Source organism: Alishewanella sp. BS5-314 (assembly GCF_025377695.1).
GTDB classification, from domain to species: Bacteria; Pseudomonadota; Gammaproteobacteria; order Enterobacterales; family Alteromonadaceae; genus Alishewanella; species Alishewanella aestuarii.
The window spans coordinates 463,443-477,549 of sequence record NZ_JACEHJ010000001.1 but is presented as its reverse complement, the minus strand read 5'-3'; the positions used below and the strand labels follow the sequence as shown (position 1 = coordinate 477,549).

Annotated in this window: 12 protein-coding genes and 1 pseudogene; 8 read left to right on the top strand and 5 right to left on the bottom strand. The window is 52.0% G+C overall.

Going from position 1 to position 14,107, the window contains the following annotated elements:
• The first annotated feature begins 86 nt into the window (after positions 1 to 86).
• Positions 87 to 428: a hypothetical protein gene (locus H1D31_RS02225; protein WP_008609241.1), complete on the top strand. Its 342-nt coding sequence runs from the start codon at positions 87 to 89 to the stop codon at positions 426 to 428.
• On the opposite strand, the gene H1D31_RS02220 is transcribed toward H1D31_RS02225, so the two are convergent.
• Entirely contained in the window at positions 425 to 901 is a 477-nt protein-coding gene (locus H1D31_RS02220) for a TerB family tellurite resistance protein (protein WP_261255614.1), read from the bottom strand. The genes H1D31_RS02225 and H1D31_RS02220 overlap by 4 nt on opposite strands.
• 105 nt (positions 902 to 1,006) lie before the next feature.
• Between H1D31_RS02220 and H1D31_RS02215 the strand changes: the two genes are divergently transcribed.
• Positions 1,007 to 1,828: a zinc-dependent peptidase gene (locus H1D31_RS02215; protein ID WP_261255612.1), complete on the top strand. Its 822-nt coding sequence runs from the start codon at positions 1,007 to 1,009 to the stop codon at positions 1,826 to 1,828.
• A gap of 57 nt (positions 1,829 to 1,885) precedes the next feature.
• Here the strand turns inward: H1D31_RS02215 and H1D31_RS02210 are convergent, their stop codons facing one another.
• On the bottom strand, positions 1,886 to 2,152 hold the full coding sequence (locus H1D31_RS02210; protein WP_261255611.1) for a hypothetical protein: 267 nt from the start codon (positions 2,150 to 2,152) through the stop codon (positions 1,886 to 1,888).
• A gap of 50 nt (positions 2,153 to 2,202) precedes the next feature.
• On the opposite strand from H1D31_RS02210, the gene H1D31_RS02205 reads away from it, so the two are divergent.
• From H1D31_RS02205 to mtgA, 4 genes are all read left to right on the top strand, one after another.
• Positions 2,203 to 3,174: a calcium/sodium antiporter gene (locus tag H1D31_RS02205; protein ID WP_008609236.1), complete on the top strand. Its 972-nt coding sequence runs from the start codon at positions 2,203 to 2,205 to the stop codon at positions 3,172 to 3,174.
• A gap of 4 nt (positions 3,175 to 3,178) precedes the next feature.
• Positions 3,179 to 5,389, top strand: a complete 2,211-nt coding sequence (locus H1D31_RS02200) for an exonuclease domain-containing protein (RefSeq protein WP_261255607.1) — start codon at positions 3,179 to 3,181, stop codon at positions 5,387 to 5,389.
• Positions 5,390 to 5,463: 74 nt separating this feature from the next.
• On the top strand, positions 5,464 to 6,396 hold the full coding sequence (locus H1D31_RS02195; protein WP_261255606.1) for a YihY/virulence factor BrkB family protein: 933 nt from the start codon (positions 5,464 to 5,466) through the stop codon (positions 6,394 to 6,396).
• Positions 6,393 to 7,094, top strand: coding sequence for a monofunctional biosynthetic peptidoglycan transglycosylase (gene mtgA, locus H1D31_RS02190; RefSeq protein WP_261255604.1), 702 nt, complete (start codon positions 6,393 to 6,395; stop codon positions 7,092 to 7,094). The genes H1D31_RS02195 and mtgA overlap by 4 nt, the downstream gene beginning before the upstream one ends.
• Before the next feature lie 25 nt (positions 7,095 to 7,119).
• Here the strand turns inward: mtgA and H1D31_RS02185 are convergent, their stop codons facing one another.
• The 3 genes from H1D31_RS02185 to H1D31_RS02175 all read right to left on the bottom strand — a co-directional run bounded on the left by H1D31_RS02185 (position 7,120) and on the right by H1D31_RS02175 (position 9,777).
• Entirely contained in the window at positions 7,120 to 8,040 is a 921-nt protein-coding gene (locus H1D31_RS02185) for a DMT family transporter (RefSeq protein WP_261255602.1), read from the bottom strand.
• 81 nt (positions 8,041 to 8,121) lie between these two features.
• Positions 8,122 to 9,036 (bottom strand): AraC family transcriptional regulator, encoded by a 915-nt coding sequence (locus H1D31_RS02180; protein WP_261255600.1) that lies wholly within the window; start codon positions 9,034 to 9,036, stop codon positions 8,122 to 8,124.
• A 126-nt stretch (positions 9,037 to 9,162) separates the two neighbouring features.
• On the bottom strand, positions 9,163 to 9,777 hold the full coding sequence (locus H1D31_RS02175; RefSeq protein ID WP_261255598.1) for a TetR/AcrR family transcriptional regulator: 615 nt from the start codon (positions 9,775 to 9,777) through the stop codon (positions 9,163 to 9,165).
• A gap of 358 nt (positions 9,778 to 10,135) precedes the next feature.
• Here H1D31_RS02175 and H1D31_RS02170 point away from each other — a divergent pair, with 358 nt between their 5' ends.
• On the top strand, positions 10,136 to 11,377 hold the full coding sequence (locus tag H1D31_RS02170) for an efflux RND transporter periplasmic adaptor subunit (RefSeq protein ID WP_261255596.1): 1,242 nt from the start codon (positions 10,136 to 10,138) through the stop codon (positions 11,375 to 11,377).
• A gap of 9 nt (positions 11,378 to 11,386) precedes the next feature.
• Positions 11,387 to 14,077, top strand: a pseudogene (locus tag H1D31_RS02165) (efflux RND transporter permease subunit); the annotation flags it as partial.
• Positions 14,078 to 14,107: the final 30 nt, after the last annotated feature.

The following is a 14,107-nucleotide window of genomic DNA, read 5'->3' as shown; positions in this document are numbered from 1 at the left end:
AACTATTCAGCCTAAACTCAGCCAAAATGGCTATAATGTCGGCCGGTAGCTGAGGTTGCTACCGGCGGCAACTTTAAAGGAAACCTATGATCGATCCTTCTTTTCGCCAACAAGCTTCGGCGTGGCAACGGCAGTTTCAGCTACGTAGCCAGGGCAGTTTTTTGCAGCGCCTACTGGCATGGCTGGTATTGGGCGTGATGTTGCTGGTGGGCGCGGTCTTTCTACTGTTTGCATTGCTGCTCAGTTGGATCCTGATCCCGATTTTGCTATTCCGGCACCGGCAACGGATGCGGCAATTCCGTGAGCAGGCAGCCCGTTATCAGCAGGCCCAGCAGGATGGCGCCAATCCTTACGCCGGGCAGCGGCAGCAACAAGGCACAGTGATCGAAGGTGAGGTGCTGCGTAAAGACGAATCTGAGCCGCGTTAGCCTGCAGCTGGTTGGTTGGCCAGTTTGGCTTTGATAAAGTCGCTGTGCCGGATAAAGAGTAAATCCGCCACCTTGCGCAGCATCATTTCTTCATTCGGGTCGACACTGCCATCGGCCCAGGCCAGTTGCCATAGCTGGTTCAATAACGCCAGCCGCTCTGGCTCTGTTAATACTTTCAACTTCGACGTATAGGCATGCAAGCAGGTGGCATCAGCGGCCAGCTGATTGGCCTGTGCCAATACCTGCTGTGCTTGTGGCCTGGCCAGCGCATATTCCCGTTCAATATAATGCAGGACCAACTGTTGCTCTTGCTCGGTACTGTCGAAATCGGCATGGCTTAGCTGCAACAACAGCACCACTGCCATAAATTGTGGCTCACTGAGGCCGGCTGCCTGCCAGGGTTGATGGCTGGCGGCTGCACCGGGTAAGCCTTCAGCGGCTTTTTCCAGCAGGTTTTTCAGAAAATTAAACAAGGCGAAACTCCTCTGCATAGGGCGTGCACACAACCTGACACGGCTTGAATTTTATCAGACTTTACCCCACTGAAAGAGTTCGACTGATCGTGCCGGAGCACCCTTTTGCCGCTACTTATTTTAGCTGTACTGACGCTGTTGATTATTGGTTTAGTGCTGGGACAACCTTATTACCGGCGTTGGCAGCGCCAGCGCATTGCTGCCAGGCCCTTTCCTGAAGCCTGGCGTAAAATTCTGAAACAGCGGATGCCGTATTTCCGGGCTTTGCCTGCCGATCTGCAACTACAGTTAAAAAAGCATATGCAGATTTTTATCGCCGAAAAAGCCTTTATTGGCTGCGATGGCCTGACGGTAACCGATGAAATGCGGGTGACCATTGCCGCTCAGGCCTGCCTGCTATTACTGAACCGTCCTAATCACTATTACCCGGCATTACGCAGTATTCTGATCTACCCATCTGCTTTTATTGTTGAGACCGCACAAACCGATGCTGCGGGCTTGGTGCGGCAGGAACAACGGGTACTTAGCGGTGAGTCCTGGGGCCAGGGCAAGGTCATTCTAAGCTGGCAGGACACGCTCTCGGGGGCTGCCGATCCGCACGATGGTCATAATGTGGTGATCCATGAGTTTGCCCATCAACTGGACCAGGAGCAGGGGCCGACCCAGGGCGCGCCGGTGCTAAGTCGCAGTAGTGATTATCAGCAGTGGTCAAGCGTAATGCAGCAAGCGTATGACGACTTGCAGCAGCGGCTGGCGCTGGGATTACCTGTATTGCTTGATCCCTATGGTGCTACCAATCCGGCGGAGTTTTTTGCGGTGTTGACCGAAGTATTCTTTGAAAAGCCGGCTGAGCTTAATACCGAGCATCCGGCCTTGTATCAGTTACTGAGCCGTTTTTATCGCTTAAATCCACTGAGCTGGCAATAACAAGCCACTAGAGCACCATCCAGTTTAAAAGTACGCTGGTGTCGATTTTCCGGTGCTCTAACCAAGCAGCATCTTAATTAATTGCGCCAGTAACAAAATAGCGACCAGCGGCAAGATCCAGCGACCATATTTACGATAGTCCTGCTCGGCCTGCTCACCTTTGCTGCCATATTTCTCCAGCAACGGCAGTAGTAAAAACAGCACCAAAAATAACACTGCTAAGATACCGATTAACGCCATTAAGCTCTCCTCCGGGCTTTTTAAACAGCTTAACAGCTCGCGGTTTGGGCTGCAAAAATGCTGTGCTGGCCAGCTATTAGCCATTTTGGCACCATGCTACACTAAACGCAGTTCACCTTCAGGAGAAGTAAAGGATGTTGTGGGCCGTATTAGCTCTGATTTCAGGTTTGGCGCTGCTGGTCTGGAGCGCAGATAAATTTGTTGATGGTGCCGCCGCCACCGCAAAATATGCCGGCATGCCGCCGCTGTTAATCGGTATGTTGATTGTCGGCTTTGGTACCTCGGCGCCGGAAATGGTGGTCTCCGCCATGGCGGCTGCCGATGGCAATCCGGCGCTGGCGCTGGGTAATGCCTATGGCTCCAATATTACCAATATTGCGCTGATCCTCGGTTTGGTAGCGCTGTTAAGTCCTATCGCTGTGCATTCTCAGGTGCTGCGTAAAGAACTGCCCATTTTAATGTTAATTACCCTGTTCGCCGGTTGGCAGTTGTTCGATCATCAACTTAGCAGCTTTGATGCCTGGTGCTTGCTGGCGGTATTCTTTGTATTAATGGGCTGGTCGGTATGGCAGGGTATGCGTAATCCCCAGGATGCGATGGCCGTTGAAATGGGCGATGAGCTGGCCAGTGCCGAGCAAATGACGTTGAAGCAGGCCATTATCTGGCTGCTGGTTGGCCTGACGTTACTGATCCTGGCGTCGCGGTTACTGGTTTACGGCGCCGTCTTTATTGCGCAGAGCCTGGGCGTCAGTGATCTGATTATCGGCTTAACAGTGGTCGCGGTTGGTACGTCCTTGCCAGAACTGGCCTCGTCGCTGATTGCGATTAAAAAGGGCGAGCACGATATTGCGCTGGGTAACGTGATTGGCTCCAACCTGTTTAATACGCTGGCCGTGGTCGGTATCGCGGCGGCGATTGAGCCTATGGCGGTGGAAGCGGTAGTCCTGACCCGTGATTGGACGCTAATGGCCGTGCTAACCGCAGCGCTGTTTGTGATGGGCTATGGCTATAAAAAGCAAGGGCGGATCAACCGGCTGGAAGGCGCGCTGTTGCTGCTGGTCTTTATCGGTTATACCGGTTATCTGATTAGTACGGTGATTAGCTAAGCCTATGACGGTTAGACCAGAGCTAGATGCCCGTTACTATCTGCAGCACTTTCAGGAGTTGCTGCAGTTTGTAAAAACGCATTATGGCCCTTGTCTAACCCCCTCTGCCAGCACCTGGCTTGCCGAGTTCGAACAACTCAGCATGCCAGCGCAACAGCTGCTGGTGCGGATGCTTAACCGCAAAGGCCGGGTGTTTGCCGACAGCGAGCTGTTTTATGCTGAGATTGGCCCGGTAGCGCCAGTTTTGGCCGAGCTGCAACATGCTGGCTTTATTGCTGCGGTGACCGAAGATGCGCTTACTGATTTTTGGCTACGGCTCACCAAAGACACACTATGGCAGTTGCTAGAGCTGGCGCAGCCGCAACTGGCATCTCCGCTTGACGTCAAAAAAAGCCACACTAAGCCGGTACTGCTGCGTGCAGCCTTAGCGCTGCCGATCGATTGGCTACCTTTGATTGCGCAGTTGCCACAGCAGTATGAGGTGCTGCAACGCTTAGAAGCAATTAACTATCTGTATTTTCTTTATTTTTGGCGGGTAGAGCCTAACCTCTCACTCTTTACCTTGCGCGATTTGGGGATCCGGCAAACCGGTCAGTTTAAGCAACAATTTAGCCCGCGCTTTACCAATATGGCAGAGGCCGAATTAGCTTTTCAATTAGCGCAAGCTAAGCTGGCGCTGGCCGATTTAAGCAAACAGCTAAAACATGACACGACAGCGGCCGAGCCGCTGTTACGTGGCTGGCTGGATAAGGTGCAACAGTGGCCGACCCCCGATATTCCGGCGTTAGCCCTTAAACGCAGCGAGCGCTGTTATCAGCTGGGTAAATTGGCTGAGCAGCAAAAACTGCTGCCGTTAGCTGTGGCTTTTTATCAGCAAAGCAACGGTTTTCCGGCTAGTGAGCGCTTAGTCCGCCTATATTGGCAACAAGGCGATAAAACGCAGTGCCAACAGCACCTGCAACAGCTGTTAGATGATCCCAGCTGTGATGAAGAATGGTTATTTGCTGAAGATTTTTATCAGCGTAAATTTAGTGTTGATAACAACAGCCCGCGCCGCTCGCAACTCACGCAGTTGCTGCACGCCGCCCCGCAAATTGGCGTAGACGAGCTCTATTTAGGCAAAGCAGAAGCCGGGCTCATCGCGCATTATCAGGCGCTCGGTTATCGGGCGTTTCATAGCGAAAACAATCTGTGGCTGGCGTTGTTTGGTCTGTGGTTCTGGCATGAGTTATTTGAGCACCAAGAAAGTGCGCTACATAACCCCTTTGAGCGCCGACCGCGTAATTTAAGTGCGGGTGGCTTTTATCCGCAATTTCAGGCAACCATCGAGCACAAATTAACGCAGCTAGCCGCGCCAAATGCCGCTACCATCCTGCTAAGTGCGTTAACCGCGCATTATGGCAAAGCTAATAGCCTGTTTTACTGGCATAGCGATCTCGCTGAACAGCTATTACCGTTGCTGCAATATGCGCCGCGTGCAAACGGCGAAAGTGCGCTGGCGCCAATCCTGCGCCAGATGGCACAGGATTTTAACCGCTATAGCAGTGGTTATCCGGATCTGTTGCTGATCAAGGAGCAGCAGCTGCAGTTTATCGAAGTGAAGGCGCCCGGTGATAAGATCCAGCGCCATCAGCTCGCGCGGCTGCTAGCGCTGAATAACGCCGGTTTTAGTGCGCGGATAGAAAAACTGCAGTGGATAGTCGACCCCAACCGGCTCTATGTGGTGCTGGATGTCGAAACTACCGGCGGCAAAGCCGGTACTGACAGAGTGATTGAAATCGGCGCGGTAAAAGTCCAGGCCGGCGAGGTGCTGGCAACCTTTAGCACCCTGCTTAATCCTGGCCGCACTATCCCATCTTTTATCAGCCGCTTAACCGGCATTAGCAATGCGATGGTAGCCGACGCGCCTACCTTTGCTGATATTGCCGACAAGCTTGCCGAGTTTTTACAAGGTGCAGTCTTTGTTGCACATAATGCTAAGTTCGATTACGGTTTTATCCGTAGCGAGTTTGCCCGCTGTGATATCACATTCGAGATGCCGCAGCTTTGTACAGTAGTCAATATGCGGCGCTATTACCCGGGGCTGGCATCCTATAGCCTGGGTAAGTTATGCGAAGAGTTTGAGATTAAGCTGCATAACCACCACCGCGCTTTGGCTGATGCGACCGCCACTGTGGAGTTATTAAAGCTGATTAATGCCCGTCGTTGCGTGTAATAGTGTTTTGACAATGCGCAGTTGGAGATCCGGATTTACGGGCATTTTGAACCAGGAAAGGAGTTTATTTACGTATGCTGACCAGTCTTTTCAATTCGCTACCTGCCACTGTTCAGTACTGGCTGAGTATTCTGGCGGCGGCGTTGCGGCATTGGCTCGATAGCCAGGCTTTTATTTATGCCGCGGCACTGGCGTTTTTTACCGTGTTTTCGATTGCGCCTATTTTGGTGGTAGTGGTGGCGCTGGTCGGCCTGGTTATCGGTGAGCGGGCCGTGCAAGGCGAGTTATTTACCCAGCTCGAAGAAACCTTAGGCACAGAAGCGGCCGGTGTAGTGCAAACCGCGGTCGTCAATTCGCAAATTGATCAAAGTGGCTTTGTCCCGGCGCTGGTCGGTATTGTTGCCACCATTATTGGCGCAACCACGGTGTTTGCGCAGATGCAGCAATCGCTGAATCAGATCTGGAGTGTGGCGCCGCGGCCAAAGCGTAACAACCTCTGGGCACTACTGAAAAGCCGCTTGCTGTCGTTAACCATAATACTGGCGATTGGTTTTATTATGATGGTGTCGTTACTGCTGTCAGTGGCGCTACGCAGCGTAATGGCTTTTGCGGAAGAATGGTTACCTGTACCCGGCTGGGCCATGGTGGGTATGGAATGGGTGCTGTCGTTACTGGTAATCACCTTGCTATTTGCCGCCATGTTTAAAATATTACCTGACGTACTGCTGTCATGGCGCGATGTCCTGCTGGGCGCCTTTATCACCGCCTTATTATTTACCGTAGGCCGCACCTTTATTTCGGTTTATCTGGCTTACACCGCTACCGCATCGGCCTACGGCGCAGCCGGCGCTCTGGCGTTATTGCTATTATGGGTTAATTATTCCTCGATGATATTGCTATTTGGCGCCGCCTTTACCCGCGCTCACCTGGAAGGCCGGGGCAAGCCGATCCGCCCGAAGAGTGTGGCGGTCTGTGTGCATCGGGAGTTAATTGAAGAGGTTAAATGACAGAGCCTAAGCGCGGTTTTTTCGGTTGGGTAGGGTACCTGTGCTGGCGTGTATTGCAGCTGGGGTTACTTTTATTGCTGCTACTGCTGGCATTGTTACTGACGCTGCGTTTCGTACCGCCTCCTACCACCGCCTTTATGTTACAAAGCCCCTATCCGGTTACTCAGCAGTGGATCAGCATTGAGCAATTACCGCCGCATGTACCGCTGGCGCTGGTGGCAGCCGAAGATCAGCGCTTTCCGCAGCATTTTGGCGTGGACTGGACAGAGGTCAAGCAGGCGCTGCAGCAGTATGATGATGGTGGCGGCTTGCGCGGTGCCAGCACCATAAGTCAGCAAACGGCAAAAAACCTGCTGCTGTGGCCTGGCCGCAGCATGGTACGCAAAGGATTGGAAGCGGCGCTGGCGGTAAGTTTGGAGCTGATTTGGGGCAAAAAGCGGATTCTGGAGGTGTATCTGAATATCGCCGAATTCGGGCCGGGTATCTATGGCATCGAGGCTGCCAGTCAGCATTATTTTGCTAAAGCTGCCAGCAAACTGAGCCGTAACGAAGCGGCTCGGCTGGCCGTGTTGTTACCCAGTCCGCGCCGCCGCAATCCCAATCAGTTAACGCCCTTTTTGCAGCAGCGCGTCAGTTGGGTTGAGCAGCAGATGCGCCAGCTCGGCGCCGGCTATCTTAAGCCTATTCTGGAAGATTAACGGCTGCTGCCTGGCAAGCAAACTGTTAACCAGTGACACCAGCGCGGGCATTCTGGCGCAGCAGTGCCCGAATGCGGTCAAAAGGCGTTAGTACTATGGCATTACCCAGCAACACCAGCGCAAAGCCGCTAAAGGTGTAACTGGTCCAGTGAAAATCTTCAAACAGGGTACTTAGCACCACTGCCACTAACGGGAACAGTACTATGGTGTAGCTGGCTTTTTCCGGACCAATTTGTTTTAGCAGTGCAAAGTAACTGGCAAAAGCAATCACCGAGCCAAATACCGCTAAATATAACAATGACATAATATAGGCAGGCTCAGTACTAAAGTTAAAACTATGGCCTTTCACCAGCGCCGCTACCAGCAGCACCAGGCTGCCATACAGCATACCCCAGGCATTGACCTGCATAATCGGCATTTGCTCCCGCGAATTGCGCACACTGACCATATTGCCAAAGGACGCTGACAGGGCACCGGATAAGATCAGGATTAAGCCGAGTAAACTGGTATTGGTGAAATCGATACCGTCCAGATCCGGCCAGAACAACACAACGATGCCGGCAATGCCGAGCAGGGCGCCAAAATAGATGCGTTTGGCCACCGGTTTGCCGAAAAACAGCCGGGTGTTAATAATGTTCATCAGCAACATAGTTGTAAAGGCTATCGCCGTCATGGCAGAGGTCAGATACTGCTGCGCCTGATAGATAAACAGGAAATTCAGCGCAAAATTCAGGCTGGCCAGCAGCAGAATAAAGCCATGCTGGCGCAGCGAAAAACGCATATCCAGCTTGCGATACCAGCAGTACAGCCACATCAGTGCCGCGGCCAGCGCAAAACGGTACAGTAGTGAGACTTCAATGGCCACTTCGCCCAGCTGAAACTCAATGGCAAACCAGGTCGAACCCCAAATCAGGACGGTAATCAGATACAGCAGGATATTTTGCATGTGCAATGAGTTGTGCGCAGCGACGAAGGCGCCGATCATACTGCTTTATCTGGCGTTTACATAGTCGCGCAGAAAAAAATTTTAATAGGCCCGCCGCAAGCGCTCCATATCCGCTTTCGGTGGTGCACCAAATAAACGACTGTATTCGCGGCTAAATTGAGATGGACTTTCATAGCCTACCCGGTAACTGGCAGTGGCCGCTTCGGTACCTTCTTGCAACATAATCCGGCGAGCTTCGTTCAGGCGTAATTGCTTCTGAAATTGTAATGGCGACATTGCGGTTACTGTTTTAAAACTTTGAAACAGGGCTGATTCACTTAAATGCACTGCTGCAGCCAGGTCTTTAATGCGTAACGGTTCGGCAAAGCGCTGATGCAGTAACTCGATCACTTTACCAATGCGTCCTGCATTACTGTCTTTAGCGGTAAACGCGCGCAACTGACCGCCCTGGGGACCTTGTAATAGTCGATAGAGTAACTCGCGTTTAATTAATGGCAACAGTACCGGGATATCCTTAGGTTGCTGCAGCAGTGTAAGTAGTCGCTGAAATACACAAAGTAGCGCCAGCTCAGCGTTGCCGACACTTATACCCAGTACGTTGCTGCTTTGCTGTGAGTTAGTCTCACCAAGCTCCAGGATTAAAGTGCTTAGCTCCACTAAATCCAGATTTAGCGATAGTCCAAGGTAGGGCTCTGTCGAGTTGGCTTTGATGATTTTGGAGCTGACAGGCATTAAAACCGGCACCAGTAAGAATTGTAAGGTGTTATATTGTAATATCTCATCACCGATCAGTAGCTGCTTACTGCCTTGTAGCAGCAAACATACTGTTGGCTCACATAATGTCGGGTTAACAGAGGTCGGGGCGTCACTGCGAAATAGCCTTAAGCCGGGTATCGGCGTATCGCTCAGGCCAGTACTGGGCAAAGTTTCCAGCACTGGCCGCAGCATTTGCTGGCGTAATAGTTCGCGCTCAGAGTTGATGGGTTCTGTTGGCATTCGTAGCTGCATCGTTAATACTGCCTTGGTCTTCAGTATATGCAGCTATCGCGTCTTTGCCTATTTGCGAAGTGGTGTGGTGGAGGATTAGGCAATAACTCCGGACTTTAAGGCAGGCCCGCTCTGCTAGCGGGCGCGGGGAAATGCCAGCAGCGTCATCTGTGCAACCTGGCGTAATTGCTCAGAGGTTGCACCGTTATTTGCCTGGATCGCCATACCCTGCAGTACAGTTCCTAAATACCTGGCCAATACTTCAGTATCGGTTTCTGCAGGCAAATCCCCTTCTGTTTTCGCGCGGTCGAAGCGGTCTTTCAGCTTTTGTTCGCCTTCTACCCGCCGGTTAATCAGCGCTTCTTTTACGCTGGCTGCCGCTTCGCTACACGACAAGGCGCCTTGCACTACCACACAGCCCTGAGGATGATTAGTATCCGCCATATTCATAGCAGCACCATACAGCATATGCTCGGCAACCTGATAGGCAGTGGGCTTTTCCAGTGCCGGTAAAAAGAACGCGCAAGGCCGGCTTTCGTATAGTTCAATTGCTTTTAAAAACAACTGTTCTTTATTACCAAAAGCCGCATATAAACTGGGCTTGTTAATACCCATGGCTTCGGTTAAATCACTTAACGAGGTGCCGTCATAGCCTTTGCGCCAGAACACTTCCAGCGCTTTTTCCAGTGCTGTATCCATATCAAAAGCGCGTGGGCGCCCGACATGGGGTGTGCAACTTACTACTGACATTGCTCAGCTCCTGTTTCAAAACATCCGCCTATCCTAGCCAGCTATAAGCCCCAAGTCCAGTAAGGGTGAGTTATCGACCGTGATTGCGTACCTATTGCTAGTACCTTTATCCGTACAGCGCAGCGAACATACTCACCTTTGTCAGGAGCATTAGGCAAGAAGCCTGCAGCTTTTGGCATTAGCGGCCCCGCCTGATCTTTGTACACTGCCCAATGTAAATAAAATATTTTACCGTTCGGTACAAAAATAAATTGACTTGTCATAACGGATCTATATATTTACCGAGCGGTACATAATTGGCAAGTCATTTTTCGCAGTCAGGGTTAAACCGAATAAGCAACAGGTGGAGGCGATCGTTATGAAAACGAGCAGCACAGTAAGAACTTTTATATTAGGTAGCGTTGCGGCGTTAGTGCTGGCGGCCTGTGGTGACCCGAATGCGACACAGCAGACGCTGGCACCGGCAGCGCCGCAGGTCAGTGTGGCGCAGGTAGTTAACGAGCGTATTACTGAATGGGATGAATTCACCGGCCGCTTGCAGGCGCCGGAAACGGTTAATCTGGTGCCACGCGTTTCAGGTTATATCGAAGAGGTTAACTTTAGTGAAGGAGCCTTGGTTAAGAAAGGTGATCTGCTGTTTCGGATCGATCCAAGGCCTTTTGCCGCAGAGGTAACACGGTTAAAAGCTGAGCTGCAGAGCGCTCAGAGTGCCGCAGATTTGGCCGAGAGTGACTATAAACGGGCCGAGCAGCTAAGCAGTTCAAGGGCTATTTCGGCTGAGCTGTTGGATAGCCGGTTAGCCCGTAAGCAACAAACCGCAGCAACGGTAGCGTCGGTAAAGGCGGCACTGGAACGGGCCGTGCTGGATTTTAGCTACACCCGCATTACTGCGCCCATTAGTGGCCGGGTAAGCTATGCCATGGTCACCACCGGTAACTATGTTACGGCCGGGCAAAGCCAGCTCACCAGTTTGATGTCAACCGACAAGATGTACGCCTACTTTGATGTAGACGAGCAGAGCTATCTGAAATATGCCCGTTTAGCGCAGGCCGGCAAGCGCGCCGATACCCGAGATGCCACGGCTAACCCGGTGTATATGGCATTGGCTGATGACACGGCCTTTAGCCATACCGGTAGCATTGATTTTGTTGATAACAGCATCAATCAGCAAACCGGTACCATCCGTATCCGCGCCAGCTTTGCCAATAGTGATAACACCCTGTTACCGGGCTTGTTTGTCCGCATCCGTTTGGTTGGTAGCGACAGCTATGACGGCATACTGATTGACGAAAAAGCCGTCGGAACTGACTTAAGTAATAAGTACGTGCTGGTGGTCAATGCCGATAATCAGCTGGAATATCGCGCGGTGCAGCTTGGCGATAAGGTGAATGGCCTGCGTATCGTGCGCAGCGGCTTAGCCGCCACAGACCGTATTGTGGTCAATGGCTTGCAGCGGGTAATGCCCAATATGCAAATCGAACCCCGGCTGGTAGAGATGGGCAGTGCTGAGCAACTGGCGGCCATTCGGGCGGCACAACAGCGGCTGGAACAGCACAGTGTGTTGACGGCACAGGCTGATAAACCGGCAAATCAAGGGTAAGGGCCTGCTATGTTATCGCAATTTTTTATTAAAAGGCCGATCTTTGCTGCGGTGATCTCGCTGTTATTCTTTATTGTCGGTGCTATCACGGTGTGGCAGTTACCGGTAACCGAATATCCGGAAGTGGTGCCACCAACGGTAGTAGTTACCGCCAATTACCCGGGCGCTAACCCAAAGGTGATTGCTGAAACGGTGGCCTCGCCGCTGGAGCAGGAAATCAACGGTGTAGAAAATATGTTGTATATGTCATCGCAGGCGACTTCAGATGGCCGCATGACATTAACCGTGACCTTTGCCATCGGCAGCGATGTCGATTTAGCGCAGAGCCAGGTGCAGGCCAGAGTAGACCGCGCCATGCCACGGCTACCGCAGGAAGTGCAGCGTTTAGGTGTGGTGACCGAGAAGTCATCACCGGACTTGACCATGGTGGTGCATTTAACCTCGCCGGATCAGCGTTACGACATGCTGTATTTATCAAACTATGCTGCGCTTAACGTCAAAGATGAGCTGGCCCGTATTCGGGGCGTCGGTAACGTGCAGTTATTTGGCGCCGGTGAGTACAGTATGCGGGTGTGGTTAGATCCGAATAAAGTGGCAGCCTTGGGCTTATCACCCACGCAAATTATTGCCGCTATTCGCGAGCAAAACCAGCAGGCTGCGGCCGGCAGTTTGGGCGCCCAGCCCAGCGGCGATGCGGATTTTCAGTTACTGATCAACGTCAAAGGTCGCCTGGCAACGGTAGAAGAATTTGCAGATATCGTAATTAAGGTTGGCAACAATGGCGAGCTTAGCCGGTTAAAAGATGTCGCCCGGATTGAGTTGGGAGCTTCTACCTATGCGCTGCGCTCGTTGCTAAACAACCAGGAAGCGGTAGCGATTCCGATTTTTCAGGCATCGGGTTCTAACGCTATTCAAATTTCGGATGATGTGCGGGCCAAAATGGCCGAGCTGGCGCAAGGCTTTCCGGAAGGTTTAGCCTACGACATCGTGTACGATCCTACAGTCTTTGTGCGTGGCTCTATTCAGGCCGTAGTAAAAACCCTGCTGGAAGCGGTGTTGCTGGTGGTATTAGTGGTGGTGCTGTTTTTACAAACCTGGCGCGCTTCTATTATTCCGCTGGTTGCGGTACCGGTGTCCTTAGTGGGTACCTTTGCCTTTATGCATCTGCTGGGCTTTTCGATTAACGCCTTATCGTTGTACGGGCTGGTACTGGCGATTGGTATCGTGGTGGATGATGCCATCGTAGTAGTGGAAAACGTCGAGCGCAATATCAGTGAAGGCTTAGCGCCGCTGGCGGCAACCCAAAAAGCGATGAAAGAAGTAACCGGGCCCATCGTTGCCACCACCCTGGTGCTGGCAGCCGTGTTTATTCCCACGGCTTTTATGTCGGGTTTAACCGGGCAGTTCTACAAGCAGTTTGCGTTAACCATTACCATTTCTACCTTTATCTCGGCGATTAACTCCTTAACCTTAAGTCCGGCGCTGGCAGCTATGCTGTTAAAAGGACATAACGAGAAGAAAGATGCACTTACCCGTGGTATGGACAAACTATTAGGAGGTTGGTTATTCGGCCCCTTTAACCGCTTCTTTGCTCGTTTATCAAGTGGTTATGGCTTTGTGGTGAAAAAGGTGATCCGCTATGGTGCCATTGTTGGCGTCATGTATATCGCCTTAGTTGGCGTAACCGGCTTGCAGTTTGCCACCACACCCACCGGCTATGTCCCGAGCCAGGATAAGCAGTATCTGGTGGCCTTTGCCCAATTACCTGATGCGGCTTCATTGGAGCGCACCGAAGCGGTGATTAAAGAGATGTCGAGTATCGCCCTGGAATACCCCGGTGTAGCGAACTCTATTGCCTTTCCGGGCCTGAGCATCAATGGTTTTACCAATAGCCCTAACTCCGGCATTGTCTTTGTTGGCCTGGATGACTTTGATAAGCGCGGTAGCGCCGAGCTTTCCGGTAATGCCATTGCCGCGGCGTTAAATCAGCGCTTTGCCGCAATTGAAGATGCCTTTATTGCCATTTTCCCGCCACCACCGGTAATGGGCTTGGGTACTATCGGCGGCTTTAGACTGCAAATTCAGGACCGCGGCAATCACGGTTATGAAGAGCTGTACAACGTGACGATGCAGGTAATGATGAAAGCCTGGGCTACGCCAGAACTGGCCGGGGTATTTTCCAGCTATCAGGTTAATGTGCCGCAACTGGATCTGGATATCGACCGCACCAAAGCCAAGCAGCAAAATGTGGCGCTGGATGAAATCTTCCAGACATTGCAGGCCTATATGGGCTCGGTGTATGTAAATGACTTTAACCAGTTTGGCCGCACCTATCAGGTCAATGTGCAGGCTGACGAGCAGTTCCGCCAGAGTGCGGCGCAAATCAGTCAGTTAAAAGTGCGCAATCTGCAGGGCGAGATGGTGCCGCTGGGGTCCTTTATCAGCGTAACGGATTCGGCCGGGCCAGATCGGGTAATGCATTATAACGGCTTTACCACTGCCGAGATTAACGGTGGTCCGGCGCCGGGTTACAGCACCGGTGAAGCGCAGGCCGCAATTGAGAAAATTCTGGCGGAAACCCTGCCAAATGGCATGACCTACGAGTGGACTGAACTTACCTACCAGCAAATTCTGGCCGGTAACGCCGGGGTCTTTATTTACCCGCTGGTGATTCTGCTGGTATTTATGGTACTGGCGGCCTGAGGGATCCCCACAAATTTACACCTCATA

Bases quoted from the DNA above. Each gene is read 5' to 3' on its own strand.
- H1D31_RS02225 (WP_008609241.1), top strand. From the start codon at position 87: ATGATCGATCCTTCTTTTCGCCAACAAGCTTCGGCGTGGCAACGGCAG.
- H1D31_RS02210 (WP_261255611.1), bottom strand. From the start codon at position 2,152: ATGGCTAATAGCTGGCCAGCACAGCATTTTTGCAGCCCAAACCGCGAG.
- H1D31_RS02205 (WP_008609236.1), top strand. From the start codon at position 2,203: ATGTTGTGGGCCGTATTAGCTCTGATTTCAGGTTTGGCGCTGCTGGTC.
- H1D31_RS02200 (WP_261255607.1), top strand. From the start codon at position 3,179: ATGACGGTTAGACCAGAGCTAGATGCCCGTTACTATCTGCAGCACTTT.
- H1D31_RS02195 (WP_261255606.1), top strand. From the start codon at position 5,464: ATGCTGACCAGTCTTTTCAATTCGCTACCTGCCACTGTTCAGTACTGG.
- mtgA (WP_261255604.1), top strand. From the start codon at position 6,393: ATGACAGAGCCTAAGCGCGGTTTTTTCGGTTGGGTAGGGTACCTGTGC.
- H1D31_RS02185 (WP_261255602.1), bottom strand. From the start codon at position 8,040: ATGCAAAATATCCTGCTGTATCTGATTACCGTCCTGATTTGGGGTTCG.
- H1D31_RS02180 (WP_261255600.1), bottom strand. From the start codon at position 9,036: ATGCCAACAGAACCCATCAACTCTGAGCGCGAACTATTACGCCAGCAA.
- H1D31_RS02175 (WP_261255598.1), bottom strand. From the start codon at position 9,777: ATGTCAGTAGTAAGTTGCACACCCCATGTCGGGCGCCCACGCGCTTTT.
- H1D31_RS02170 (WP_261255596.1), top strand. From the start codon at position 10,136: ATGAAAACGAGCAGCACAGTAAGAACTTTTATATTAGGTAGCGTTGCG.